The sequence below is a fragment of the Brachybacterium sp. AG952 genome (assembly GCF_004362645.1).
Lineage (GTDB): Bacteria > Actinomycetota > Actinomycetes > Actinomycetales > Dermabacteraceae > Brachybacterium > Brachybacterium conglomeratum.
The window spans coordinates 413,385-438,588 of record NZ_SNXV01000003.1; the positions used below are offsets into that span (position 1 = coordinate 413,385).

At 72.6% G+C, this 25,204-nt stretch carries 20 protein-coding genes and 2 tRNA genes; 4 read left to right on the forward strand and 18 right to left on the reverse strand.

Annotated features, from left to right (window positions below):
* Positions 1 to 594, forward strand: coding sequence for a DUF3043 domain-containing protein (locus DEU31_RS10145; protein WP_133677005.1), 594 nt, complete (start codon positions 1 to 3; stop codon positions 592 to 594).
* 69 nt (positions 595 to 663) lie between these two features.
* On the opposite strand, the gene aspS is transcribed toward DEU31_RS10145, so the two are convergent.
* Entirely contained in the window at positions 664 to 2,490 is a 1,827-nt protein-coding gene (aspS, locus tag DEU31_RS10150; RefSeq protein ID WP_133677006.1) for an aspartate--tRNA ligase, read from the reverse strand.
* Between the two features lie 312 nt (positions 2,491 to 2,802).
* Between aspS and DEU31_RS10155 the strand changes: the two genes are divergently transcribed.
* Positions 2,803 to 4,704, forward strand: a complete 1,902-nt coding sequence (locus tag DEU31_RS10155) for a DEAD/DEAH box helicase (RefSeq protein WP_133677007.1) — start codon at positions 2,803 to 2,805, stop codon at positions 4,702 to 4,704.
* Positions 4,705 to 4,898: 194 nt separating this feature from the next.
* Here DEU31_RS10155 and trxA read toward each other — a convergent pair whose 3' ends face one another.
* Positions 4,899 to 5,267, reverse strand: a complete 369-nt coding sequence (gene trxA / locus DEU31_RS10165) for a thioredoxin (RefSeq protein ID WP_010552359.1) — start codon at positions 5,265 to 5,267, stop codon at positions 4,899 to 4,901.
* 85 nt (positions 5,268 to 5,352) lie between these two features.
* Positions 5,353 to 6,717, reverse strand: coding sequence for a histidine--tRNA ligase (hisS, locus tag DEU31_RS10170; RefSeq protein ID WP_133677008.1), 1,365 nt, complete (start codon positions 6,715 to 6,717; stop codon positions 5,353 to 5,355).
* A gap of 233 nt (positions 6,718 to 6,950) precedes the next feature.
* On the opposite strand from hisS, the gene DEU31_RS17325 reads away from it, so the two are divergent.
* Positions 6,951 to 8,780: a DUF349 domain-containing protein gene (locus tag DEU31_RS17325; RefSeq protein WP_133677009.1), complete on the forward strand. Its 1,830-nt coding sequence runs from the start codon at positions 6,951 to 6,953 to the stop codon at positions 8,778 to 8,780.
* Positions 8,781 to 8,893: 113 nt separating this feature from the next.
* Entirely contained in the window at positions 8,894 to 9,742 is an 849-nt protein-coding gene (locus tag DEU31_RS10180) for a hypothetical protein (protein WP_133677010.1), read from the forward strand.
* Here DEU31_RS10180 and DEU31_RS10185 read toward each other — a convergent pair.
* From DEU31_RS10185 to DEU31_RS10255, 15 genes are all read right to left on the reverse strand, one after another.
* Entirely contained in the window at positions 9,729 to 12,146 is a 2,418-nt protein-coding gene (locus DEU31_RS10185) for a bifunctional (p)ppGpp synthetase/guanosine-3',5'-bis(diphosphate) 3'-pyrophosphohydrolase (protein WP_133677011.1), read from the reverse strand. The genes DEU31_RS10180 and DEU31_RS10185 overlap by 14 nt on opposite strands.
* A gap of 92 nt (positions 12,147 to 12,238) precedes the next feature.
* Positions 12,239 to 12,826, reverse strand: coding sequence for an adenine phosphoribosyltransferase (locus tag DEU31_RS10190; protein ID WP_133677012.1), 588 nt, complete (start codon positions 12,824 to 12,826; stop codon positions 12,239 to 12,241).
* Between the two features lie 7 nt (positions 12,827 to 12,833).
* Positions 12,834 to 14,072, reverse strand: coding sequence for a protein translocase subunit SecF (secF, locus tag DEU31_RS10195; RefSeq protein WP_133677013.1), 1,239 nt, complete (start codon positions 14,070 to 14,072; stop codon positions 12,834 to 12,836).
* A complete protein-coding gene (gene secD, locus DEU31_RS10200; RefSeq protein ID WP_133677014.1) occupies positions 14,069 to 15,991 on the reverse strand; it encodes a protein translocase subunit SecD in 1,923 nt (640 codons plus the stop codon). Before secD ends, secF begins: the two co-directional genes overlap by 4 nt.
* Before the next feature lie 105 nt (positions 15,992 to 16,096).
* Positions 16,097 to 16,534, reverse strand: coding sequence for a preprotein translocase subunit YajC (gene yajC, locus DEU31_RS10205; protein WP_133677015.1), 438 nt, complete (start codon positions 16,532 to 16,534; stop codon positions 16,097 to 16,099).
* 165 nt (positions 16,535 to 16,699) lie between these two features.
* Entirely contained in the window at positions 16,700 to 17,704 is a 1,005-nt protein-coding gene (gene ruvB, locus DEU31_RS10210; RefSeq protein WP_133677058.1) for a Holliday junction branch migration DNA helicase RuvB, read from the reverse strand.
* Positions 17,705 to 17,811: 107 nt separating this feature from the next.
* Positions 17,812 to 18,420 carry a Holliday junction branch migration protein RuvA gene (ruvA, locus tag DEU31_RS10215; protein ID WP_133677016.1) on the reverse strand — a complete coding sequence of 203 codons (609 nt, stop codon included), beginning with the start codon at positions 18,418 to 18,420 and terminating at the stop codon, positions 17,812 to 17,814.
* Positions 18,421 to 18,446: 26 nt separating this feature from the next.
* Positions 18,447 to 19,040: a crossover junction endodeoxyribonuclease RuvC gene (gene ruvC / locus DEU31_RS10220; RefSeq protein ID WP_133677017.1), complete on the reverse strand. Its 594-nt coding sequence runs from the start codon at positions 19,038 to 19,040 to the stop codon at positions 18,447 to 18,449.
* A 135-nt stretch (positions 19,041 to 19,175) separates the two neighbouring features.
* Positions 19,176 to 19,934, reverse strand: a complete 759-nt coding sequence (locus DEU31_RS10225) for a YebC/PmpR family DNA-binding transcriptional regulator (RefSeq protein ID WP_010552371.1) — start codon at positions 19,932 to 19,934, stop codon at positions 19,176 to 19,178.
* 177 nt (positions 19,935 to 20,111) lie between these two features.
* Positions 20,112 to 21,431 (reverse strand): PrsW family intramembrane metalloprotease, encoded by a 1,320-nt coding sequence (locus DEU31_RS10230; RefSeq protein ID WP_133677018.1) that lies wholly within the window; start codon positions 21,429 to 21,431, stop codon positions 20,112 to 20,114.
* A gap of 95 nt (positions 21,432 to 21,526) precedes the next feature.
* Positions 21,527 to 22,111, reverse strand: coding sequence for an HIT domain-containing protein (locus DEU31_RS10235; RefSeq protein ID WP_133677019.1), 585 nt, complete (start codon positions 22,109 to 22,111; stop codon positions 21,527 to 21,529).
* Positions 22,108 to 24,108, reverse strand: a complete 2,001-nt coding sequence (thrS, locus tag DEU31_RS10240) for a threonine--tRNA ligase (protein ID WP_133677020.1) — start codon at positions 24,106 to 24,108, stop codon at positions 22,108 to 22,110. The genes DEU31_RS10235 and thrS overlap by 4 nt, the downstream gene beginning before the upstream one ends.
* 106 nt (positions 24,109 to 24,214) lie before the next feature.
* The gene (locus DEU31_RS10245; protein WP_133677021.1) at positions 24,215 to 24,832 is read right to left on the reverse strand and encodes an NAD(P)H-dependent oxidoreductase; all 618 of its coding nucleotides are present in this window, start codon (positions 24,830 to 24,832) and stop codon (positions 24,215 to 24,217) included.
* A 192-nt stretch (positions 24,833 to 25,024) separates the two neighbouring features.
* Positions 25,025 to 25,096, reverse strand: a tRNA-Val gene (locus tag DEU31_RS10250).
* A gap of 26 nt (positions 25,097 to 25,122) precedes the next feature.
* Positions 25,123 to 25,193 (reverse strand) — tRNA-Cys (locus tag DEU31_RS10255).
* Positions 25,194 to 25,204 lie beyond the last annotated feature (11 nt).

Consider the following 25,204-nt stretch of genomic DNA (forward strand, 5'->3'; position numbering starts at 1 on the left):
GTGATCTTCCGCAAGTCCGAGCCCCCGCATCCCGCCGAGCAGTCCTCGGCCCCCTCCCGCCCCGGCACCAAGGGTCGCCCCACGCGCACCCGCAAGGAGGCCGAGGCGGCGCGCCGCCGTCCGCTGGTCGTCGACGACCGCAAGGAGGCGCGCAAGCGCGATCGCGAGCGCGCCTCCCAGGAGCGCATGGAGGCGCAGCAGGCGCTGGTGACCGGCGACGAGCGGAAGATGCCGGCTCAGCACCGCGGCCCCGAGCGCCGCTACGTGCGCGATGTCGTGGACTCGCGCCGCAACGTCGCCGAGTACTTCTTCCCGATCGCGCTGGTGTTCATGCTGGTGGCGCTGGTGCTGCCGCTGATCCGTCCGGAGATCACCACCGCGATGAGCACGGGCATGATCGTCGTGCTGTGGGGCGGCATCGCGCTGTGCGTGATCGACAGCCTCGTCCTGCGCCGCTCCCTGCGCGCGAAGCTCACCGAGCGCTTCGGCTCGGTGGGCCAGGGCCTGGTCGGCTACGGGATCATGCGAGCGATCCAGATCCGACGCTTCCGCCTGCCGAAGCCGCAGATCAAGCACGGCGAGGCGCCTCGCTGAGCGACTCCCCGGGACCACGAGAACGGCCGACGCGATCACTCGCGTCGGCCGTTCTCGTGTGCAGGGGGATCAGGCCTCCGGGGAGGCGGTGCCCGCCTCGCCCTGGGGCGCGTCCTTCGCAGGATCCTTCGGCGCGTCCTTCGCGGCGGGCTTCGCGTCGACGCCCGCCTCCTTGCGCTGCTGCGGAGTGATCGGGGCGGGGGCCGCGGTCAGGGGGTCGTAGCCGTTGCCGGTCTTGGGGAAGGCGATGACCTCGCGGATCGACTCCTCCCCGGCCAGCAGCGCCACGATCCGGTCCCAGCCGAAGGCGATGCCGCCGTGCGGCGGGGCACCGAACTGGAAGGCGTCCAGCAGGAAGCCGAACTTCTCCTGCGCCTCCTCGGCGCCGATCCCCATCACCTCGAAGACGCGCTGCTGCACGTCCTGGGAGTGGATGCGGACCGAGCCGCCGCCGATCTCGTTGCCGTTGCAGACGATGTCGTAGGCGTAGGCGAGGGCGCTGCCCGGGTCCGTGTCGAAGGTGTCGAGGAATTCGGGCTTCGGCGAGGTGAAGGCGTGGTGGACGGCGGTCCAGGCGCCGCCGCCCACGGCGACGTCACCGGCCGCGCGGGCATCCGCGGCGGGCTCGAACATCGGCGCGTCGACGACCCACACGAAGGCGAAGGCGTCCTCGTCGATGAGCCCGAGCTTCTCGGCGATCTCGTTCCGGGCCGCGCCGAGCAGGGCACGGGAGCTCTTCGGCTCGCCGGCGGCGAAGAAGACGCAGTCGCCGGGGGCCGCGCCGGTCTTCTCGAGCAGACCCGCCTTCTCCTGCTCGGAGATGTTCTTGGAGACGGGACCGGTGAGGGTCCCGTCCTCCTGGACGAGCACGTAGGCGAGACCCTTGGCGCCGCGCTGCTTGGCCCACTCCTGCCAGGCGTCGAGCTGGCGACGGGGCTGGGAGGCGCCGCCGGCCATGACGACCGCGCCGACGTAGGGGGCCTGGAACACGCGGAAGGGCGTGTCCGCGAAGTACTCGGTCATCTCGACCAGCTCGAGGTCGAAGCGCAGGTCGGGCTTGTCCGAGCCGTAGCGGCGCATCGACTCGGCGTAGGTGATGCGCGGGAAGGGGCCGGAGATCTCATGGCCGGCCTTCGCCCAGACGGCGGAGAGGATCTGCTCGGCCAGCGCGATCACGTCCTCCTGGTCCACGAAGCTCATCTCGACGTCGAGCTGGGTGAACTCGGGCTGGCGGTCGGCGCGGAAGTCCTCGTCGCGGTAGCAGCGGGCGAGCTGGAAGTACTTCTCGATGCCGCCCACCATGAGCAGCTGCTTGAACAGTTGCGGGGACTGCGGCAGCGCGTACCAGGAGCCCGGGGCGAGGCGCGCAGGGACAAGGAAGTCGCGGGCGCCCTCGGGGGTGGAACGGGTCAGGGTCGGGGTCTCGACCTCGACGAAGCCCTGGTCCAGGAGGGTGTCGCGCGCGGCGCGGTTGACCTCGGAGCGCAGGCGAATCGCGGCGGCCGGGCCCTGCCGGCGCAGGTCGAGGTAGCGGTAGCGCAGGCGGGTCTCCTCGCCCACCTCGCTGTGCTCGTCGAGCTGGAAGGGCAGCGGCGCGGAGGTGCTGAGCACCTCGACCTCGGTCGCGGTGACCTCGATCTCGCCGGTGGGCAGCTGCGGGTTCTCGTTGCCCTCAGGTCGGCGGTCGACGGAGCCGGTCACCTTCAGCACGTACTCGCTGCGCAGGTGCATCGCCTCGTCCTCGCGCACGACGACCTGGGTCACGCCCGCGGCGTCGCGCAGATCGAGGAACGTCACGCCGCCGTGGTCACGGCGACGGCCGATCCAGCCGGTGAGGGTGACGGTCTGTCCGATGTGCTCCTGGCGGAGCTCACCGGCGGTGTGGGTGCGCAGCACGGGATGTCCTTCGCGGTGTCGGGGGTCGGTGGCTCCCCGGCGCGGGGCGCGCGGGGTCCGGCGCACAGGGTGCGCGGAGAGGCCAGCCTACCGTCCGGGGTGAGGGATCTCGCCACCGCCGACCTGTCGGAGCGGGCCCTCTCCCCCGTAGACTCGAGCTCTGTTCGACCTGCCGGAGCGCAGGTCCTTCCGCCCGAGTCCGCCCGAGCATGCCGTGCCCCGCGCATGACGCTCGCAGCGCGGAATGTATGGGCAGCCACGCCCTGCGACCTGTTGGGGCCTGTTGAAACCCCTGACCGTCGTAAGGACGCCATGACCGAATCCCGCCCTGCCCCCGATGCCGTCGACCCCGCCGACGGGTCCGACGTCCCTGCCGAGACCGTGACCGAGAGCACCGAGGGGGCGGGCGCGCAGAGCGAGACCGCCCCGTCGGCCGCCGAGGAGCCGCAGGCCCCGGCCGGCCCCAGCTTCGACGACATCGACCTGCCGGCGCCGCTGCGCCGCGCGGTCGACGAGCTCGGCTTCACCACCCCCTCGGCGATCCAGGCGCAGGCGATCCCCTCGCTGCTCGAGGGCCGCGACGTGATCGGCGTCGCCCAGACCGGCACCGGCAAGACGGCCGCCTTCGGCCTGCCGCTGCTGGCCGCCGTGGACCCGTCCGTCCGCGAGGTGCAGGCGCTGGTGCTCGCCCCGACCCGCGAGCTCGCGATGCAGGTCGCCGACGCGATCTCCTCCTTCGCCACCTCCATGGGCGGGCTCGACGTGGTCGCCCTGTACGGCGGCTCCCCCTACGGCCCGCAGGAGCGCGCGCTCTCCCGCGGCGCCCAGGTAGTCGTCGGCACGCCCGGCCGCGTGATGGATCACATGCGCCGCGCGAACCTCAAGCTGGACACGATCCGCTTCGCGGTCCTGGACGAGGCCGACGAGATGCTGCGCATGGGCTTCGCGGAGGACGTCGAGGAGATCCTCTCCCACTCCCCCGAGACCCGTCAGGTCGCGCTGTTCTCCGCGACGATGCCCGCCGCGATCCAGCGCGTGGCGCAGACCCACATGAAGGACCCGGTGCGCGTGAGCGTCACCCCGCAGTCCTCGACCGTCAAGAGCGTCACCCAGACCTACGCGGTGGTGCCCTTCAAGCACCGCACCGGCGCGCTCGCCCGCGTGCTGGCCACCTCGTCCGCCGAGGCGGCGATCGTCTTCGTGCGCACCCGCGCCGCCGCCGAGGAGGTGGGCTCCGCGCTGGTGGCCCGCGGCCTGATCGCGGCGTCGATCAGCGGCGACGTGCCGCAGAAGGAGCGCGAGAAGATCGTCGAGCGGCTCCGCGACGGCTCCCTGCAGGTGCTCGTCGCCACCGACGTCGCCGCCCGCGGCCTGGACGTCGAGCGGATCGGCCTGGTCGTGAACTTCGACGTGCCCAAGGAGGCGGAGTCGTACGTCCACCGCATCGGCCGCACCGGTCGCGCGGGCCGCACCGGCGAGGCGTTGACCTTCATCGGCCCGCACGAGCGCCGTGCGCTGAAGAACATCGAGCGCGCCACCAAGCAGACCCTCGCCGAGGCGGACATCCCCTCGCCCCGCGACGTCTCCAAGCATCGTCTCGCCGCACTGCTGACCCAGGTCCCCGAGCGGATCGAGCGGGGCCGTCTGGAGCTGTACCGCGAGCTGATCGGCGAGTTCGTCGCCGAGAACAACATCGACCCGCTCGAGCTCGCCGCCGTGCTCGGCGCGATGACCGTGGGCGACGAGGGCCCCGGCGCGGCGACGGAGGACGAGGAGTTCACCGGCGCGCAGCTGCGCGGGGACGACCGCGAGCGCGGCGACCGCGGCCCGCGGGAGGCGACGCCGATCGAGCGCGGGTACACCTCCTACAAGGTCGGGGTTGGCCACTCCCACGGCGCGCGCCCGCCGGGCATCGTCGGCGCCATGACCGGCGAGGGCGGCCTGCACGGGAAGGACATCGGCAAGATCCAGATCTTCCCGCACTTCTCGCTGGTCCAGATCCGCGGCTCGCTGAGCCCCGAGCAGATGGACCGCATCAGCCGGGCGAAGCTCGGCGGTCGCGAGCTGCGCATCGGCCCGGACCGCGGGCCGCGCGGTTGCAAGGGCCCGCGTCGTGACGGCGAGCGTCCCTTCCGCCGCGACGACCGTCCGCGCCGTGACGACCGCGGCGGCCGCCCCGAGGGCAGGCGCCGCCCCTTCCGCCGGGAGGGCTGAGCGCCGCTCCCGCCCCGGGGCCGGCCCCGCCTCGGTGGGGCCGCCCGGGGCGTGAGCTCGGCGGTGCACGGCTCCGCCGGGCATCTCGCGGCGCAGCGCCTCCGCACAGACAGGACCCCGCCACCCTCCCGGGTGGCGGGGTCCTGTCGTCGTCGGGGTCGCGGGGCGCGACCGGGGTCGGCCCGGCGGAGGGATCAGCCCTGCTTCTGCTGGGCCTCGGCGTAGGCCTTGCGGACCTCGTCCATGTCCAGGTTCTTCACCTGGCCGATGAGGTCCTCGAGCGCGGACTGCGGCAGGGCGCCGGCCTGGGAGAAGACCGGGATGCCCTCGCGGTAGGCGACGAGGGTCGGGATGGAGGTGACGCCGTAGCGCATGGCGAGGTCCTGCTGGTCCTCGGTGTCGACCTTCGCGAAGGTGACGTCCTCGTGCGTCTCCGAGGCCTCCTCGTAGATCGGGGAGAAGCGCTGGCACGGCACGCACCAGCCCGCCCAGAAGTCGATCAGGACGATGCCGTCCTCGACGGTCTTGTCGTGGTTCTCGGTGGTCAGAGTGAGCGTAGCCATGACCGCTGGAACGCCGCGGCCGCGGGGATCATTCCCCCAGGGCCGCGATGTGAGCCAGCTCATCCGCCGGCGGTCGGACGGGCCGTCATTCCGTCTGGTCCTCCTGGGCGGCGAGGACGCGCGGGCGCAGGTCCTCGGCGGGGGGCTGCCAGGTGGTGGCGTCGGCCGCGGACTGGTCGCCGCTGCGGATGTCCTTGACCTCTCCGCCGGTGCCCTCCTCGCCGGGGAACCAGATGAAGGGGATGCCGCGGCGGTCGGCGTAGCGGATCTGCTTGCCGAACTTCGCGGCGCTCGGGGCCACCTCGCAGGAGATGCCGCGGGCGCGCAGCGCTCGGGCGGCCGCGTCGCTGCGGCCCCGGTGCTCCTCGTCGGTGACCGAGACGAGCACGCAGGTGGGGACCGCGCGGCTCGGGGCCGCCATCCCGGCCGAGACGAGGCGGGAGACCAGCCGCGAGAGGCCGATGGAGAGGCCGACGCCGGGATAGGTGTGGCGGTTGTCGGAGGCGAGGCGGTCATAGCGCCCGCCGGAGCAGATCGAGCCGAGCGACTCGTGCCCGGCGACGAAGCTCTCGAACACGGTGCCGGTGTAGTAGTCCAGGCCTCGGGCGATCGAGAGGTCCGCGACGATCATGCCGGGCACGGCCGCCTCGACCCGCTCGATGACGGCGGTGAGCTCGGCGATGCCCTCCTCGACCATCTCGCCGCTTCCGCCGAGATCGCGGACCTGCTGGGCGAAGGAGGCGTCACGGGTGCGGATGGAGGCGAAGGCGAGCGCCTTCTGCGCCTGCTCCTCGCTCGCACCGGCCTCGTCGCGCAGCAGGGCGGACACGGCGTCGGCGCCGATCTTCGGGAGCTTGTCCAGGGCGCGCAGCACGGGGGTGTGGTCCTCGAAGCCGATCGCGCGGAAGAAGCCCTCGGAGAGGCGGCGGGTGTTGGCGTGGATGCTCACCTGCGGCAGCGGCAGGCGAGAGAGGATCTCCGCCATCACGATCGCGACCTCGGCCTCGACGTGGCCGGGCAGGGTGTCCTGGCCGATCACGTCGAGATCGGCCTGGTAGAACTCGCGGAACCGGCCGTCCTGGGGGCGTTCGCCGCGCCACACCTTCTGGATCTGGTAGCGCCGGAAGGGGAAGGCGAGGTCGTTCTGGTGCTCGAGCACGTAGCGCGCGAGCGGGACGGTGAGGTCGAAGTGCAGGCCGAGGGTGCGGGAGCGGTCGGCGCCGGTGTCCTCGTCTCCCTCCTCGGCGTGGAGGCGGCGCAGCACGTACACCTCCTTGTCGATCTCGCCCTTGCGCAGCAGCTGCTCGAGCGGCTCGACCGCGCGCGTCTCGATGCCGGAGAACCCGTGCAGCTCGGCGACCTCCCGGAACACGTCGATCACGTGCTGCTCGACGAGGCGCTCGGAGGGGAGCCACTCCGGGAATCCTGACAGGGCGGCGATCTTCGCCATGCGGTGCACTTCCTTCTGGTCGTCTGCGGTGCGCGCCCATTATCCCCTCTCGAGGCCGGGCGTGCCCGAGGCGCGGTCGCACGGCGCCGGACGAGGCGGAACGCCGGCGCGCTCCGCTGTAGAGTTCCCTGACGTGGTCGCCCCGGTCCGTCCGTGACGAGCACCCATCAGCCCGGCCGTCCTGGTGACGGCAGTGTCCCGCCCCGCAGCGGATCCCATCGAAGGAGCTCATCGTGAGCGAGTCCGAGACTTCCCTCCCCGCCGACCAGGCAGCCGCCCAGCCCGCCGACGCCGTCGTCGACGCCACGGCCGAGCAGACCTCCGCGGAGCCCTCCACCCCCGAGTCGCAGACCACGGCCGCCGAGCAGGAGAGCGCGGAACTGTCGACCTCGGAGCAGGCGACCGCCGCCGAGAAGGCCGGTCCCGTCGCCGCCGCCGAGAACGGCGAGCCGGCCGCAGCGGCCGAGCACGGCGTCGAGGCCGAGCAGAGCACCACGACCGAGGAGAGCGCCTCGACCGGGGAGTCCTCCGCGGCCGACACGACCGCCTCGGAGGCTGCGGCTGCCTCGGAGGCTACGACCTCCTCGGACGACGCGACTCCCGCCGACGACGCGGCCCCCGCCGCGGGAGCGGGCGCCTCCACCGCGGCGACGCCGGCGACGCCTGCACCGACTCCCGTGCCGAAGCCTGCGCCGGCCGGTCCCCGCCCGCGCCCGGCCGCCCCCTCCCCCGCCGCGCTGGCGGGGAAGAAGCCGACGGCGGCGCTCCTGCCCGTCGCTCCCGCAGCCGCCGAGCACGACCCCGCCGAGATCGCCGCGGCGAAGGCCTTCGGCAGCGTGGCGGAGGACGGCACCGTCACCGTCCAGGACGGCACCCAGGTGCGCACGATCGGCACCACGACCGAGACCGACCACGACGCCGCGCTCGAGCCCTTCGCGAAGGGGTACCTGGACCTGGTCGCCTTCCTCGACCAGACCGCCTCCGCCCTCACCGCGCCCGAGCACACCCAGAACGAGCTCAACCGGCTCCTGGAGAACCTGCGCAAGAACATGAAGGAGCCGCAGGTCGTCGGCGACATCCCGGCGCTGCGCGCACGCGCCTCCGAGCTGCGCGAGCAGGCCAAGGAGAAGATCCGGGCGCTCGAGGCGAAGCGGGCCGAGGGCCGGGAGGCCGCGACCCGTCGCCGCACCGAGTTCGTCGAGTCGATCGAGGCCCTGGTCGCCACCGACCCGGAGCAGATCTCCTGGAAGAACGCCGGCGAGACGATGCGTCAGATGGTCCCGACGTGGAAGCAGATGCAGTCCGAGGACATCGGCCTGGACCGACCCACCGAGGAGGCGCTGTGGAAGCGGCTCTCGGCCGCCCGCGCCTCCTTCGACCGGATGCGCAAGCAGTTCTTCTCCCAGCTCGACGAGCGGCATGCCGAGGCCGCCGCGCAGAAGGAGGAGCTCATCGCCCGCGCCGAGGCGATGCAGGACTCCACCGACTGGGGTCCGACGGTCCGGGCGTACAAGGACCTCATGAACCAGTGGCGCCGTGCGCCGCGCGGCAGCCGCAAGAAGGACGACGCCCAGTGGAAGCGGTTCAAGGCCGCCCAGGACACGTTCTTCGCGGCGCGCAACGCGGACCTCCACGAGACCGAGGCCGAGCAGCGCAAGAACCTCGAGGTGAAGGAGGCGCTGCTGGTCGAGGCCGAGGCGCTCGACCCGGGCAAGGACCTCGACGCGGCGAAGTCCGCGCTGCGCTCGATCCAGGACCGCTGGGAGGAGGCGGGCAAGGTGCCGCGCGGCGACATGCGCCGGATCGACGACCGCCTGCGGGCCGTCGAGCGTGCCGTGAAGGACGCCGAGCAGGCCGAGTGGCGCCGCACCGATCCGCGCACCAAGGCGCGCGTCGAGGGTGCGTCCTCGCAGCTGCACTCCGCGATCGCCTCCTACGAGGAGTCGCTGGAGAAGGCCCGCGCCGGCGGCGACCCGAAGAAGATCGCGGAGGCCGAGGCGGCGCTCGAGGCCCGCAAGGAGTGGCTCGCCGTGATCGAGCGCTCCGCCCGCGACCTGGGCTGAGGCGCCCGCGCGCCGGCCGCCGGCGCCGCGCACCTCTCCTCCCCACTGCCCCGCTCGTCCACAGGGACGGGCGGGGCGTTGCCGTGCGGACCGGTGGGGGCCAGGGTCGATGCATGGAGACCCTCGCCGCTGCCGCGCCCGCCCTCACCGCGCCCGTTCTCACCGCACCCGCGCTCGGAGTGCCCGTCGACGCCGCGCTCCGCGACGCCCTGGCGGACCCCGTGCTGCGCGAGCTCCTCGCCGACGAGCCCGCACAGGACGCTCCCCCGCCCTGCGACCGCCCGCCCCCATCTGTGAGGCTGCGCCCGATCGGGCTGTGCGCAGCCTGGTCGTATCACGCGGCGGACCTCGCCCTCCCCCTCGGCGCCGAGCTGCAGCGCTGGGAGGAGACCCCCACCACCGCCGCGATGGTCGCCCGCGGGGAGATCGTCCGACTGCTGCCCGGGGTGTTCCTGCCCCCGGATCTCCTCGGGACCTCGGTGCGCCGGGCCCTGGCGCTCGGCTGCGCCCTCGGGGAGCACCTGCAGTCCCATCACGTGATCGCCGGGAGGAGCGCCGCCTGGGTGCATCTGGGCGGTCGGCCGCCGGCATCGCTCGAGCTGCTCTCCCCGGCGCACCGAGGGATCCTCGCCGGCGTGGTCCAGCGCCATGCCCGGCTCGGCCCGGGCGACATCGACACCGTCGGCGGCGCGCCCGTGACCACGCCCCGCCGCACCGCCTCGGACCTGCTGCGCTTCAGCCCCGAGGCGATCGCCCGCCCGCTGCTGAGGCGGCTCGAACGGGCGGGTCTGGTGGAGCACGAGGAGCTGCGCGCACATCTGCACCGGCTGCACCGGCATCCCGGCGTGCAGGAGGCCCGGGAGCGGCTGGACCGGGCGCTCACACCGCTCGCGGGGGTGCGCCTCGAGGGTCCGCTGATCACAGCACGGTCGGAGCGGACCGGGCCTCTCAGCTCGCCGTGAGCGGTGCGCCGAGGCCGACGGGCCGGCCGTCGGCCGTGACGCGGTAGACGTCATAGACGCCCTCGACGCGCCTGACCTGGGCGAGCACGGACTGGAGGTGCGCGGGATCGGCCAGCTCGAAGGAGAAGAAGGTCGTCGCGAGCCGGTCGGTGTTCGACTGCGCCGAGGCGGACTGCAGATTGACCTGCTGCTCCGAGATCACCAGCGCCAGATCGGTGAGGAGTCGGGGACGGTCCAGCGCCTCGACCTTGATGTGCACGAGATAGGCGGTGGAGTGCCGCCCGGACCAGCTCGCCTCGACCATGCGATCGGGCTGCTGCTGCTGGAGCTGGATCGCATTGGTGCAGCTGGTGTGGTGCACGGAGATCCCCGAGCCGCGGGTGATGAAGCCGACGATCGGATCGCCCGGCACCGGAGCGCAGCACTTGGCGAGCTTGACCCAGAGGTCGGCGTGGCCGTCCACGATGACGCCCTGGTCCGTCTCCGCCGTGTGCCGTTCGGCGCGACTGCCCCGAGGGCGGACCTTCGAGGGCAGGGTGATCTCGGCGAGGTCCTCCTCCGCCCCGTCGGCGCCGCCGAAGGAGGCGCGAAGCTTCTCGACCACGTGCTGGGCGCCGGTGTGACCCTCGCCGATCGAGGTGTACAGCGCATCGATCGAGCCGAGGTTGAGCTCCGAGGCGATCGTGGCGAGCGTGTCGTGGGTGAGCAGGCGGCGCATGGGCAGGTCCTGCCGGCGCAGCGCCTTGGCGAGCTCCTCCTTGCCCCGCTCCAGCGCCTCCTCGCGACGCTCCTTCGAGAACCACTGGCGGATCTTGTTGCGCGCCCGCGGGGACTTCACGAAGCCGAGCCAGTCCCGGCTGGGGCCTGCGTCGGCGGACTTCGAGGTGAAGACCTCCACGACGTCGCCGGTGGCGAGCGCGGACTCCAGGGAGACCAGGCGCCCGTTCACCCGGGCCCCGATGGTGCGGTGCCCCACCTCGGTGTGGACCGAGTAGGCGAAGTCGACCGGGGTCGAGCCCTGCGGCAGGGCGAGCACGTCCCCCTTCGGCGTGAAGACGTACACCTCCTGCGTGTTGATCTCGAACCGCAGCGAGTCCAGGAACTCGCCGGAGTCGGTGGTCTCCTTCTGCCAGTCCATCAGCTGGCGCAGCCAGGCGGCGTCGTTCGTGATCGCCGCGGACTCGCCGCCGCCCTGGCCGCCCGCCATCGCCTTGTACTTCCAGTGCGCGGCGACGCCGTACTCGGCCCGACGGTGCATCTCGCGGGTGCGGATCTGGACCTCGACCGGCTTGCCGGTCGGGCCGATCACGGTGGTGTGCAGCGACTGGTACAGGTTGAACTTCGGCAGCGCGATGTAGTCCTTGAAGCGGCCCTGCACCGGCGACCAGCGCGCGTGGAGCGTGCCGAGCACGCCGTAGCAGTCGCGGACCGTATCCACGAGCACCCTCACGCCGACCAGGTCGTAGATGTCGGAGAAGTCGCGGCCCCGCACGATCATCTTCTGGTAGATCGAGTAGTAGTGCTTGGGCCGGCCGGTGACCTCGGCCTTGATCCGCGCCTTCTTGAGATCCTCCTGTATCTGGGAGGAGACGGTGCAGAGGTACTGCTCGCGCGCCGGGGCGTGCTGGGCGACCAGCGAGACGATCTCCTCGTACACCTTGGGGTAGAGGACCTGGAAGGAGCGGTCCTCCAACTCCCACTTCATCGTGTTCAGCCCCAGGCGGTGCGCGAGCGGGGCGTAGATCTCGAGGGTCTCCTTCGCCTTGCGCTCCGCCGAGGCGGCCGGCACGTACTTCCAGGTGCGGGCGTTGTGAAGGCGGTCGGCGAGCTTGATCAGCAGCACGCGCACGTCGCGGCTCATCGCCACGATCATCTTGCGCACGGTCTCGGCCTGCGCGGCCTCGCCGTAGGTGACCTTGTCCAGCTTCGTCACGCCGTCGACCATGACGGCGATGACCTCGCCGAACTCGGCGCGCAGCTGGTCCAGGGAGTAGTCGGTGTCCTCGACCGTGTCGTGCAGGAGCGCGGCGGCGACGACATCGGCCGGCGAGCCGAGCTCGGCGAGGATCGTGGCGACCGAGACCGGGTGGGTGATGTACGGGTCGCCGCTGCGGCGGGTCTGGCCGCGGTGGGCGCGCTCGGCGACGGTGTACGCCTGGCGCACAAGCTCCTGGTTCTCCTTCGGGCTCACCGCCGTCATCGTCTCCAGCAGCGGTGCGAGCAGCGGATCCACCGGGGAGGAGCGCGGGGCGAAGAAGGACAGGCGCGAGCGGGAGCGTCGTGGCGCGGTCGAGGGGGTGCGCGGCGAATCGGGCTGTGCGGGCGGTGCGGCGGGAGGGCGCGCGGCCTGGTCGGCCGGGCCTGCCTCGGCCCCGGCCTGCTCGGATGCGGTCCGCTCCTGCATGCACACCTCCCTGCCTGGAAGGCCACAGTCTACGCGCGGGCGACAGGGGTGCGCGCCGCGTCCGCCGGCGGCGGACGGCGACGTCCCGGGGATCAGTCGGGGATGGACCAGACAGTGGTCAGCGGAACGTCCGGCAGCAGGTCGCGGCCGCCGAGGCCCTCGAGCTCGATGAGGAAGGAGGCGCCGAGCAGCTCGACGTCGAAGCGTCGGGTGAGCTCGACCGTCGCCGCGGCGGTCCCGCCGGTGGCGAGCAGGTCGTCGAGCACGAGGGTCCGCGCGCCGGCCGGGAGCGAGTTCTCGGGGATCTGGATCTCGGCGCTGCCGTACTCGAGCTCGTACTTCAGCCCGGCCGGGCGGCCGGGGAGCTTGCCCGCCTTGCGCACCGGGATGAACCCGGCGCCGAGCTCGTAGGCGAGCGGTGCGCCGAGCACGAAGCCGCGGGCCTCGGTGCCGACGATGTACTCGATGCCCTCGGGCAGCAGCGTGGTCCAGTAGCGGATGACGCGGCGCAGCGCGTTCGCGTCGCGCAGCAGCGGGGTGATGTCGCGGAAGAGCACGCCCGGGGTCGGGAAGTCCGGGTACTCGGCGATGTGCGTGCTGCGCAGCGTCTCGATCTCGGCGGCGGTGGGGATCTCCTCCGCGGTGCGGAGCGGGGCAGGGACGGTCTGCGGGTCGTTCATCGGTTCCTCACCTGCCGGAGCGTCGGCGTCGGGTGGTCCTGCGCGGCTGCTGCCGGGCGGAGCGGGGTGCGGCGGCGCGGCCGACGGTGCCGTCGTCCTCGTCGGCGGGGTCGGCCTCCGGGGTGCGCCCCTCACCCTCGTCCGCCGCGTCGGCGTCGGCAGGGTCGGCGGCATCGGGGTCGACGGCGTCGAGGTCGGCGCCGTCGGCGCGGGTCGCGGCGTCCTCTCCGCGGGGGCTCCCGGGAGAGTCCTCGGACGTCGAGCCGGTCTCCCCGCGGCGCGCCCGCTCGAGGGCGAGGGTGTGGCGAGCGATCGTGTCCTCGCGCCGGCGGAGGTCCACGAGCAGCCCCGGGGCGAGGAAGATCGAGGAGTAGGTGCCGGCGATGATCCCGATGAACAGGGCGAGGGAGATGTCCTTGAGGGTGCCGGCGCCGAGCAGGAACGCGCCGATGGCGAGGATCGAGCCGATCGGCAGCAGCGCGACGACGGAGGTGTTGATCGACCGCACCAGGGTCTGGTTCGCGGCGAGCTCGACGAGCTCGGCGAAGGTGCGTCGGCGCTGGCCGGTGAGGTCCGCGGTGTTCTCCCGGACCTTGTCGAACACGACGATGGTGTCGTAGAGCGAGTAGCCCATGACGGTGAGGAAGCCGATGACCGTGCCGGGGGTGATCTCGAAGCCGACCACGCCGTACACCGCGGCGGTGAGCAGCATGTCGTGGCCCAGCGCGATCATCGCGGCGAGGGACGCCTTGAGGTCGCGGAAGTAGAGCGCCATCATCGCGGCGACCAGGACCAGGAAAACCACGACGCCGCGGGCCATCTTCTGGGTGACGTCACCGCTCCACACCGGGCCGATGTAGGAGGTCGAGACCGCGTCGGCGGGCACCTCGTAGGCCGCCGCGAGCTCTCCGGCGAGCTCGGCCGTCTGGGCCGAGTCGAGCTGCTCGGTCTGCACGCGCAGGGTGTCGCTGCCGAGCTGGGTGACCTTCGGCTCGTTGTCCGGCAGGTGCTCGCGCACGACCTCACGGGCGGAGGACTGCTCGGTGTCGGCGACCCCGGCGATCTGGAACTCGGAGCCGCCGGTGAACTCGATGCCGAGGTTGGGCCCGCGCACGACCGCGAGGGCACCCAGCAGCACCACGACGACGACGCTGATCATGTACCAGGTGCGTCGGCGGGAGACGATCGGCAGGATCCGCCTGCCGGCGTGGAGGTCGTTGCCGAAGGTGGCGAAGGTGGTGCTCATCGGCCCTGCTCCTCGGTCTCGTCGGTGTCCTCGTCGGCAGGGGCGCCGACGTCGGCCCCACCGTCGCCGGAGCTGTCGTCGTCGGCGGTGCCGTCCGCGGGGACCCCGTCACGGGCCTCCTGCGCCTCACGCGCCTCCCGGGCCTCACGGGCGCGGCGCACCGCGATCGGCTCGCGCTCGGCCGCCTCCTCCTCCGCGCGGGCGCTGCGGCGACCGCCGCGGCCGCGCTCCTCGCCGAGGCGGACGCGTCCGCGCCCGGCGTAGGCGGGCACGTCGCGGTCCAGGCGCGCCGGGTCCAGGCCGCTCCACGGATGGCCCTTCCCGAAGAATCGCGTGCGCACGAGCGCCTGCAGCACCGGATGCGTGAACAGGAAGACGACCAGGAGGTCCAGCAGAGTGGTCAGCCCCAGCACGAAGGCGAAGCCGCGCACGCCGCCGGTGGAGAGCAGGTAGAGCACCACAGCCGCGATGATGTTGACCGTGTCGGAGGCGAGGATGGTGCGCTTGGCGCGGACCCAGCCGTGGTCCACGGCCGCGGCGATGCCGCGGCCCTCGCGGATCTCGTCGCGCACGCGCTCGAAGTAGACGATGAACGAGTCCGCCGTGAAGGCGACCGCGACGATCAGACCGACCACGCCCGCGAGGGAGAGGCGGTAGCCGATCTCGGGGATGTTCGAGAGCACCGTGAGGGTGGCGTAGGTGAGCACGCCCATGATGAGCAGGCTCGAGGAGGTCACGATCGCGAGCAGGCGGTACTGCGCGAAGGCGTAGGCGACCACGAGCGCGAGCCCGATCAAGCCCGCGATCAGTCCCATCTGCAGCTGGTCCGCCCCGAGGGTGGCGGAGATCTGCTGCTCGGAGGCGACCTCGAACTCGAGCGGCAGCGCGCCGAAGCGCAGCTGGTCCGAGAGCTGGGTCGCCTGCTCCTGGGAGAAGTTGCCGGAGATCGACGCCTCGCCGCCCGGGGAGGGCTCCTGCACCTCGGGAGCGGAGATGACCATCCCGTCCAGCACGATGCCGAAGGCGGCGGTGGCGCCCTCGCCGTTGTACAGGGCGCCGGTCATGGTCGAGAAGGACTCCGCGGCGGTCTCGTCGAAGGACATGTTCACGACGTAGTAGCCGGTCGGCTGGCCGGTCGGGGTGACGTCCGAGGCGACGGAGGAGTCCTCGATCGAGGAGCCCGCGATGACCTCGGGGCCCAGCAGGTACTTCGCGCTCCCGTCCGGGGCGCAGGCGACCATTGGCTCGTCGGGGGCGGTCTCCGTGGCGCGCTCCTGCTGCGCGGCGGGGTCGACGCAGTCCGCGCTCATCAGCTCGGTCTGGACCTCGGGGGTCATCCAGTCCATGCTCCAGGCCGGGTAGGGCAGGTCGCCCTCGCCGGTCCCGGTCGCGGGAGCCATCGAGGAGTCGTCGCTGAGCAGGCCGGAGAAGAGCTGCTGCGAGGGATCGGCGCGGGCCTCGGAGGTCTCCCCCGCGGACTCGTCGCCCCCGGCGTCGGAGGCGCCGCCGCCGTCGGAGGGGAGCGCCTCGCCGCTGCCCTCGGGCGCGACCACGCCGAGCACGGGGCGGAAGGACATCGCGGCGGTCTGGCGGATCGCGGCGGAGGTCTGCTGATCCATCTGCCCGGGCACGTCGATGACGATGTTCGTGCCGCCCTGGACGGTGATCTCGGTCTCCGCCACGCCCATCGCGTTGATGCGCTGGCTCATGATCTGCCGCGCCTGCTCCATGGCGGTCTCGTCGATCGCGGAGCCGTCGCGCGACTGCGCCTGGAGGATGACCTGGGTGCCTCCCTCGAGGTCGAGGGCGAGCTTGGGGGCGGGCTGCCAGCCACCCTTCCAGACCCCGGCACCGATCCCGCCGCCGAGCAGCAGGATCAGCACCGCAAGGGTCGCCAGGGCGATGCGGCGTGCAGGCATGGTGGGGATTCCTCAGGACGACGGGCCAGGGAGCGGAGGGCGGGGCGAGGAGGCCCCGCGGGTCGTACGGCGTCGTGCGCGGTCGGGCGCGCGGCGCGGGTCGGGTCAGCGACCGCGCGCGGAGCCGTCCTCGCGGGGGTCCTCGTCGGCGACGGTGACGCCGGGGACCTGGCCGGTGGCGGAGGCGTCCTGCGCCCCCCGGGGGTCGGCGCCCTCAGGGGCGACGCCCTCGACGGTCTCACCCTCGACGGTCTCGCCCTCGAGGGTCTCGCCCTGCTCGTCCTCGACCGGGTCCACGGCCATCGCGATCGCCATGCGGGCCCACTTGGTCTGCGTGCCGTCCTCCGACTCGAGCACCACCACGTCGTCGTACTCCTCGACGATGAGGCCGTAGAAGCCGGAGTGCGTGCGCACCTCGTCGCCCACGCCGAGCTTCTTGACGAGCTCCTGCTGCCTGGCCTGCGCCTTGCGCTGACTGCGGGAGAGCAGGAACAGGGGCAGCATCATCACGAGGATGATGAGCAGGATGGGAAGGAACTCCACGGTTTTCCTCTCGACGGACAGCCCCTCGGGTCCATGCTGCTGCACGGGCGAGGTCCTGCCGCGGGCGACTGACCGCCCCACTGTACCCGTCGGTCCGCCGCGGTCCTCCCAGCCGGCGCCCGGGGGCGCCGAGCTCCGCACGAGGCGGCCGGCCGGCGCCCGGCCTCAGAAGCGGCCGAGCATGGGCGGGGTGCCCTCCGCCCCTGCGGGCGGCTCGAGGCCGAGGTGCTCCCAGGCGGCGGGGGCGGCCGCCCGGCCGCGCGGGGTCCGCAGCAGGAATCCCTCGCGCACGAGATACGGCTCGATCATCGTCTCGACCGTCTCGGTCTCCTCCCCCACCGCGACGGCGAGGGTCGACAGGCCCACGGGCCCGCCGGCGAAGCGGCCGCACAGGGCGCTGAGCACCGCGCGGTCCAGACGGTCCAGGCCCCGGTCGTCGACCTCGTAGACCCGCAGCGCCTCCTTCGCGGCGCCGAGGTCGAGGTCGCCGCTGCCGCGCACCTGGGCCCAGTCGCGCACGCGGCGCAGGAGACGGTTGGCGATGCGGGGCGTGCCGCGGGAGCGGGAGGCGATCTCGATCGCGGCGCGGTCCTCGAGCTCGACCTCGAGCCGCACGGCGGAGCGTCGCACCACCTCGCGCAGCTCCTCGGCGCCGTAGAAGTCGAGGTGGCCGATGAACCCGAAGCGGTCGCGCAGCGGCGCCGGGAGGAGCCCGGCGCGGGTGGTGGCGCCGACGACGGTGAAGGGCGGCAGGTCCAGCGGGATCGACGTCGCCCCGACGCCCTTGCCGACCACCACGTCGACGCGGAAGTCCTCCATGGCGATGTAGAGCATCTCCTCGGCGGGCCGCGCGAGGCGGTGGATCTCGTCGATGAAGAGCACCTCCCCCTCGTCGAGGGAGGAGAGGATCGCGGCGAGATCGCCGGCGTGCTGGATCGCAGGTCCCGAGGTGATGCGCAGCGGGGCGGAGAGCTCGGCGGCGATGATCATGGCGAGGGTCGTCTTGCCCAGTCCCGGCGGTCCCGAGAGCAGCATGTGCTCGGGGGCGCGGCCACGTGCAGCGGCGGCGTCGAGCACGAGCGAGAGCTGGTCGCGCACCACCTGCTGGCCCACGAACTCCTCCAGCCGACGCGGGCGCAGCGCGGCCTCCGCGGTGCGCTCGGGCGGCATCGACTCGGGGCTCGTCACGGTGCGCGGCGCGTCCTCGGTCGCCTCCCACGAGCCGTCGGCGAAGGACCTGCCGGCCGGCTCCTCCTCGCGGCCCGCCGCCCGCGCGCTCATCGATGTCCTCCGAGACCGCGCAGAGCCGTGCGCAGGAGCGCGGCGGCGTCCACCTGCTCCCCGCCCTCCTCGCGCGCGGCCTCGACGGCGCTGCGCGCCGCCTTCTCCGCCCAGCCGAGCCCGACGAGGGCCTCGACCACGTCGGCGTCGGGGCCGCCGGGCGCCGCGCCCGGGACCGACGGCGCCTCCGTCGAGGCCTCGCTCGGCGCGGGCAGCTTCCCGCCGAGCTCGAGGAGCATCCGGCCGGCGACCTTCGGGCCGATGCCCGGGGTGCGGGTGATGGTCTTCACGTCCTGCTCGGCGACGGCGCGGCGCAGCTCCTCCGGGTCGAGCACGGCGAGCACGGCCAGCGCCGTGCGCGGGCCGATCCCGGTGACGGACTGCACGATGCGGAAGGTCTCGGCCTCCTCCGCCTGGGGGAAGCCGTAGAGGGTCAGGGAGTCCTCGCGGACGACGAGCTCGGTGTGCAGGGTGAGCTCGGCCCCGTGACGGGTCGCGGCGAGGGCCTGCGGCGTGGTGCGCACGAGGTAGCCGATGCCGGCCACCTCGAGCACGAGGGCGTCGAGGTCGAGGCGGACGACCCGCCCGGTCAGGGATGCGATCACGCCACCAGCCTAGAACACCTGTTCGATCACTGTCGGGAGGTCGAGCGTTCCCGGGCGCGTCGGGCCCGTCGCTCCGCCTCGGCCCATACGGCCTGCGCGCTCGTGCGGACGCCGCCGGTGCGGTCCAGCGCCACCGGGCCGCCGCCCCGCCACAGCTGGGTCAGCGCGATCGCGACGGCATCGGAGGCGTCCGCGGGCTGGGGTGCCGCGTCCAGGCCCAGCACCTTCACCAGCACCGACTGGATCTGCTTCTTGTCCGCCCGCCCGCTGCCGGTCACGGCGGCCTTGACCTCCGAGGGGGTGTGCAGCGCGACGGGGATGCCGCGCTCCGCCGCCTCGAGCAGCGCGATGCCGGAGACCTGCGCGGTGCCCATCACGGTGGAGATGTTGGACTGGCTGAACACCCGCTCCACGCCGACGGCGTCGGGGGCGAACTCCTCGAGCACGGCGCGCAGCCCGCGGGCGATGCCGAGCAGGCGCTGCTCGAGCGGCTCCTCGGAGTCCGAGCGGATCACGCCCGCGTGGACGAGACGAGCGCGTCGTCCGCCGATCGCGTCGACGATGCCGATCCCGCAGCGGGTCAGCCCGGGGTCGACCCCCAGCACGCGCAGGGTCGTCATCTGCGCTCCTCCCCTCCCGGCATCGCCGTCGGCGGTGTCAACGGACCTCTCCCCGGTCCGGGTGGTGCGGCCCGCGTCGGCGGTGCGGCCGAGAGGACGACACGGCCAAGGCCGGGGCCGCGCCGTCCCGCCCGCTCACTCCTGCTCGTCCAGCTGGGCCGCGACGTCGTCGGGGATGTCGAGGTTGGAGTAGACGGCCTGCACGTCGTCGCTGTCCTCGAGCGCGTCGATCAGGCGCAGCGCCTTCTGCGCGCCCTCGAGGTCGACGGGGGTTCGCATGGTCGGCACGAACTGCGCCTCGGCGCTCTCGTAGTCGATCCCCGCCTCCTGCAGCGCGGTGCGCACGGCGACCACGTCGGTGGCCTCGGAGAGGATCTCGAAGGTCTCGCCCTCGTCGTTGATCTCCTCGGCGCCGGCGTCGAGCACGACCTCGAGCAGGTCGTCCTCGGTGTTCTCGCCCTTGGCGACGGTGACCACGCCCCGGCGCTCGAAGAGATAGGAGACCGAGCCGGAGTCCGCCATGTTGCCGCCGTTGCGGTTGAAGGCCAGGCGCACCTCGGAGACGGCGCGGTTCTTGTTGTCGGTGAGGCACTCGACCAGCACGGCGACGCCGCCCGGGGCGTAGCCCTCGTACATCAGCGTCTCGTAGTCGACGCCGCCGCCGTCGAGCCCGCCGCCGCGCTTGACGGCACGGTCGATGTTGTCATTGGGGACGGAGGTCTTCTTCGCCTTCTGGATGGCGTCGTAGAGCGTCGGGTTGCCCGATGGGTCGGGGCCGCCCATGCGTGCGGCCACCTCGATGTTCTTCACCAGCTTGGCGAACAGCTTGCCGCGCTTGGCATCGATGACGGCCTTCTTGTGCTTGGTCGTCGCCCACTTGGAATGCCCGGACATCTCGCTCCTTCCGATGGTCCGCCATGGGGTGGCGGATCGCCGGACCATCCTAGTGGTACGGCGAAGGCGCTCCACGCCGCGCACCGCCGGGCCTCTCCGCCGACCGCGCCGTCGCGTCCCCGCCGACGCGGCTCCGCCGCATCCCGCCGTGTCGTCCGGCCGCGCCCCGCGGGACGGTCAGCCGCGGACGACGGGGGCGGTCAGCGCACCGATCAGGCGACGATCGGCGGTGATCTGCTCGAGCAGCTCGCGCTCGCGGGCGCGGGTCCTCGCCGTCGGCCGGCCGAACAGGACGCTGTGCCGCTCCATGCCCAGCGAGATCGCGGCGCGGATCAGATCGTGCATGCCCATCCGGGCGACGGCGCCGTGGCGGCCCGCCCAGGTCTCGGCGCGACGGCGTCGACGCATCGAGACCAGCATCTCGACCTCGTCGGGCGAGAACCATCCCGCCCTCCCGTACTCGGACAGCTGGCGGCGCAGGATCCGCTTCTCCCGCAGGCGCAGGAACAGCACGATGCCCACCAGCAGCAGGAAGATCGGCACCTGCACGGTGACGTAGTAGCGCAGGAACCCGGCCAGCGGCGCCTCCGGGTCCACCGGGAGGAAGAAGCTCGAGCCGTTCCACAGCGCGTGCAGCGCCATCCCGAGCGACAGCCCGCCGAGGCCCAGGCCGAAGTAGAGCATCAGCGAGCGGCGCTCGGCCGCGATGCCGAGGCCGAGGCCGCACAGGGCGGTGAAGGACACGTGGGCGAAGGGCGAGAGGATGCCGCGCAGGAAGAAGGTCTGCCAGAAGACGTCGACCGTCCCGGCGGCCTGCGCCTGATGGAACGAGTTGCCGAAGTAGAGGATGTTCTCGGTGAAGGCGAAGCCGCCCGCGATGAGGGCGGCGTAGACGACGCCGTCGAGCGGACCGGAGATGTACCGGCGCCCCCAGACGAGCAGGGCGAACAGGCCCGCGGACTTCATCGTCTCCTCGATCACCGGTGCCTGCACGGTCGCGCCGAGGAAGGAGTCGATCAGCTCGGTCTCCTCCTGCGGGGAGATCCAGGCGTCGAAGAAGGTCCCGAAGAACAGCGACAGCAGCACGGAGCCGATCGCGCCCCAGGCGAAGGCGGAGACGAGCGAGAGCCGGGGCTGCGGCGTGTACCGGTCCAGCCACCACACCGCGCCGAGCACGAGCGCGACCGGCACGAGCGCCGCGGTGAGGGCGACCAGCGCGGTGCCGATGCCGAGCGGCCTGATCACCACCAGGTACAGCACGACCAGGGAGGCGAGGATGCCCAGCAGCGAGCCGATCAGCAGCACCCAGCGCAGCCAGCGTCGGCGGGGCCGGGCGGCGGCGGGCGTGCCCGGGCCGAGCCGGCCGGGGGCGCGGGGATCGGTGCGCGCGATGTCGTAGCCGTACCCGGGGTCGGGACCGGCCGGGGCGGCGGCGCCGGGGCCGACGGCCCGCGGTGGGCCGGGCTGGCGCGCGGGCGCGCCGGTCGAGCTGGTCACAGCGTGGCCCTGCCTCTCCCCCGGTGCTCGGTCGCGGTCGGTCGGCTCCCGCCGTCCGCACGGCGCTCCCCCCGGATGCGCTCGGCCATGCTAGCTCAGGCCCCGCCGCCGCCGGGCCACGCCTCGGCGTAGAGCCGACGGGTGTCCGCGAGCAGGATCGGGAGGGCCTTGGTGCGGCCGACGATGGGCAGGAAGTTCGCGTCCCCCGCCCAGCGCGGCACCACGTGCTGGTGCAGGTGGGCGGCGATCCCGGCGCCCGCGACCTCGCCCTGGTTCATGCCCAGGTTGAAGCCCGCGGGGCCGGAGACCGCGCGGATCACGGTCATCGCGGTGCGGGTGATCTCGGCGACCTCCGCCACCTCCTCCTCGGTCAGCTCCGTGTAGTCCGAGACGTGCCGGTACGGGCACACCAGCAGATGGCCGGAGTTGTAGGGGTAGAGGTTCAGGATCGCGTAGGCGACGCGGCCGCGGTGGACGATGAGCGCGTCCTCGTCGCGGCGGCGCGGCCCCGCGCAGAAGGGGCACTGCTCGTCGTCGTGCGGGTCCTCGGGCTTGTTCTCCCCGCCGATGTACGCCATCCGGTGCGGGGTCCACAGCCGCTGGGTGTCGTCGGGGACGCCCGCGAAGGCGCGGGCGTCCTCGAGCGCGGGCTCGCCGCCGGGCTGGTCGGCCGGGCTCACACCTGCACCTTGTCGGCGATCGCGGTGACGATCCGCTCCACGGCCTCGTCGACGTCGATGCCGTTGTCCTGGCTGCCGTCGCGCATGCGGAAGGAGACCGCGCCCTTCTCCTGGTCCTCGCCGCCGGCGATGAGGAGGTAGGGCACTTTCTCCTTGGTGTGGGTGCGGATCTTCTTCTGCATCCGGTCGTCGGAGGAGTCGACCTCGACGCGCACGCCTCGGGCGCGCAGCTTGGCGGCGACCTCCTCGAGGTAGGGCACGTACTCGGCGGCGACCGGCACCCCGACCACCTGGACCGGCGCGAGCCAGACCGGGAAGGCGCCCGCGTAGTGCTCGAGCAGCACGCCGAAGAAGCGCTCGATCGAGCCGAACAGGGCGCGGTGGATCATCACCGGGCGCTGGCGGGAGCCGTCGGGGGCGGTGTACTCGAGCTCGAACAGCTCCGGCTCGAAGAAGTCCAGCTGGATGGTGGAGAGCTGCCAGGTGCGGCCGATCGCGTCCTTCGCCTGGACGGAGATCTTCGGGCCGTAGAAGGCGGCGCCGCCCGGATCCGGGACGAGGTCGAGGCCGGAGGCGGTGGCGACCTCCTCGAGGGTGCGGGTCGCCTCCTCCCAGGTCGCCTCGTCGCCGACGGACTTCTCGGGGTCGCGGGTGGACAGCTCGAGGTAGAAGTCGTCCAGGCCGTAGTCGCGCAGCAGGTCCAGGACGAAGCCGAGCAGGCTGGAGAGCTCCTCCTTCATCTGCTCGCGGGTGGTGTAGATGTGGGCGTCGTCCTGGGTGAAGCCGCGGGCGCGGGTCAGGCCGTGGACCACGCCGGACTTCTCGTAGCGGTAGACGCTGCCGAACTCGAACAGCCGCAGCGGCAGCTCGCGGTAGGAGCGGCCGCGGGAGCGGTAGACGAGGTTGTGCATCGGGCAGTTCATGGGCTTGAGGTAGTAGTCCTGGCCCTGCTTGGTGACGTTGCCGTCGGCGTCGACCTCCTCGTCCATGTGCATGGGCGGGTACATGCCGTCGGCGTACCACTCGAGGTGGCGGGAGGTCTCGAAGAGGTTCTTCTTCGTGATGTGGGGGGTGGAGACGAAGGAGTAGCCGGCCTCGACGTGGCGGCGACGCGAGTAGTCCTCCATCTCCATCCTGATCATGGCGCCCTTGGGATGGAACACCGGCAGGCCGGAGCCGATCTCGTCGGGGAAGGAGAACAGGTCCAGCTCGCTACCCAGGCGCCGGTGGTCGCGGCGCTCGGCCTCGGCGATCCGCTCCTGGTGGGCGCGCAGCTCCTCCTTGGTGGGCCAGGCGGTGCCGTAGACGCGCTGCAGCATCGGGTTCTTCTCGCTGCCGCGCCAGTAGGCGGCGGCGGAGCGGGTCAGGGCGAAGCCGTTGCCGATGAGCTTGGTGGAGGGCAGGTGCGGGCCGCGGCAGAGGTCGGTCCAGACCACCTCGCCGCGCCGGTCGACGTTGTCGTACATGGTCAGGCCGCCCTCGCCGACCTCGACGCTCGCCCCTTCGGCGGCGTCGTCGGCGGTCGACTTCAGGCCGATGAGCTCGAGCTTGTAGGGCTCTGCGGCCTCCTCGGCGCGGGCCGCGTCGTCGGTGATCTCGCGGCGCACGAAGCGCTGGCCGGACTTGACGATCCGGTTCATCTCCTTCTCGAGCACCTTGAGGGTCTCGGGGGTGAAGGGCTCGGCGACGTCGAAGTCGTAGTAGAAGCCGTCGGTGATGGGCGGGCCGATGCCGAGCTTCGCATCGGGGTTCGTCTTCTGCACGGCCTGCGCGAGCACGTGCGCGGTCGAGTGGCGGAGGATCGAGAGCCCGTCAGGGCTGGAGATGTCCACGCCCTCGACGTCCTGCCCGTCCCCGAGCACGGTGTCGAGGTCGCGCAGCTCCCCGTCGATGCGCAGGGCGACGATCGCGGCGGTGCCCTCGAAGAGCGCGGTGCCCGTGGTCCCCTCCTCGATCTGCTGGGGGGAACCGTCGAGGGTGATGGCGATCTGGGCCACGTGCTGCTCCTTGCGTGTCGGGGTGAGCCGGCCGACGATGCCGGCTCCGCCGTCGATGGTACCGGCCGGCACGCCCGCGCCGGACCGGCCCCTCGACGCCGGCGGCTCAGAGGGAGCGCGCGAGCTCCCTCACCCGGAGGAGCGCCGCCTCCATGATCTCCTCGGCACGATCGGGCTCGTGGTCCATGCCCTCGGCGGCGAGGGTGTGGGTAGTGCAGCCCAGGAACTGGAACATCCCGGCGATGTACAGACTCGCGGGATCCTGCTGGCCGAAGTGGCCGCCGCTGGCCTGCAGGTGCACCACGGTCTTGTCCGTGACGAGGCCCTCCGCCTCGCCCTCGGCCGTGTACCGGAAGGTCACGCCGGCGCGGCAGACGGTGTCGATCCATGCCTTCAGACGCGTGGGCACCGAGAGGTTCCACAGCGGGTTCGCGATCACCACCAGGTCCGCGCTCTGGAACTGCTTGGTGTACTGGTCGAAAAGCGCCAGCTTGTTCTGCTGGGCACCGGTGAGGTGGGAGAAGTGCTCGCCCGCTCGCAGCCGCTCCCAGCCGGTCATCATGTCCAGGTCGATCTCGGGCACGGCGGTCTCGTACAGCCGCACGTCGTCGAAAACCGTGTCGGGGCGATGCGCGGTGAGCTCCTCGACGAAGGCGTCGGCCATCGTCATGGAACGGGACTTGCTGGGGTCCAGCGGATGGGCACGGACGATGAGGGCACGCATGCTGAGGTCTCCTCCGGGTCGGCGCGGCGGGTGACGTGACGGCGGTCTCGTCACCGTCGAGCCTAGAGACCTCGGAGGCCGCGCACCGGGACCGAGGGCCCGGTGGGCCCCGGCTGCGGGACCCGGCGTGGGGCGCCTCTCCGCGGACGCAGAAGAGCCCCGGCCGGGGGGCCGAGGCTCTTCTGCTGGGGGTGGGCGATACTGGGTTCGAACCAGTGACCTCTTCCGTGTCAGGGAAGCGCGCTACCGCTGCGCCAATCGCCCGGGACGGCACCGACGGGTGCCGTTCGAGGTGGGTACGGGATTCGAACCCGTGTACACGGCTTTGCAGGCCGTTGCCTCGCCTCTCGGCCAACCCACCGGGTGATGCTC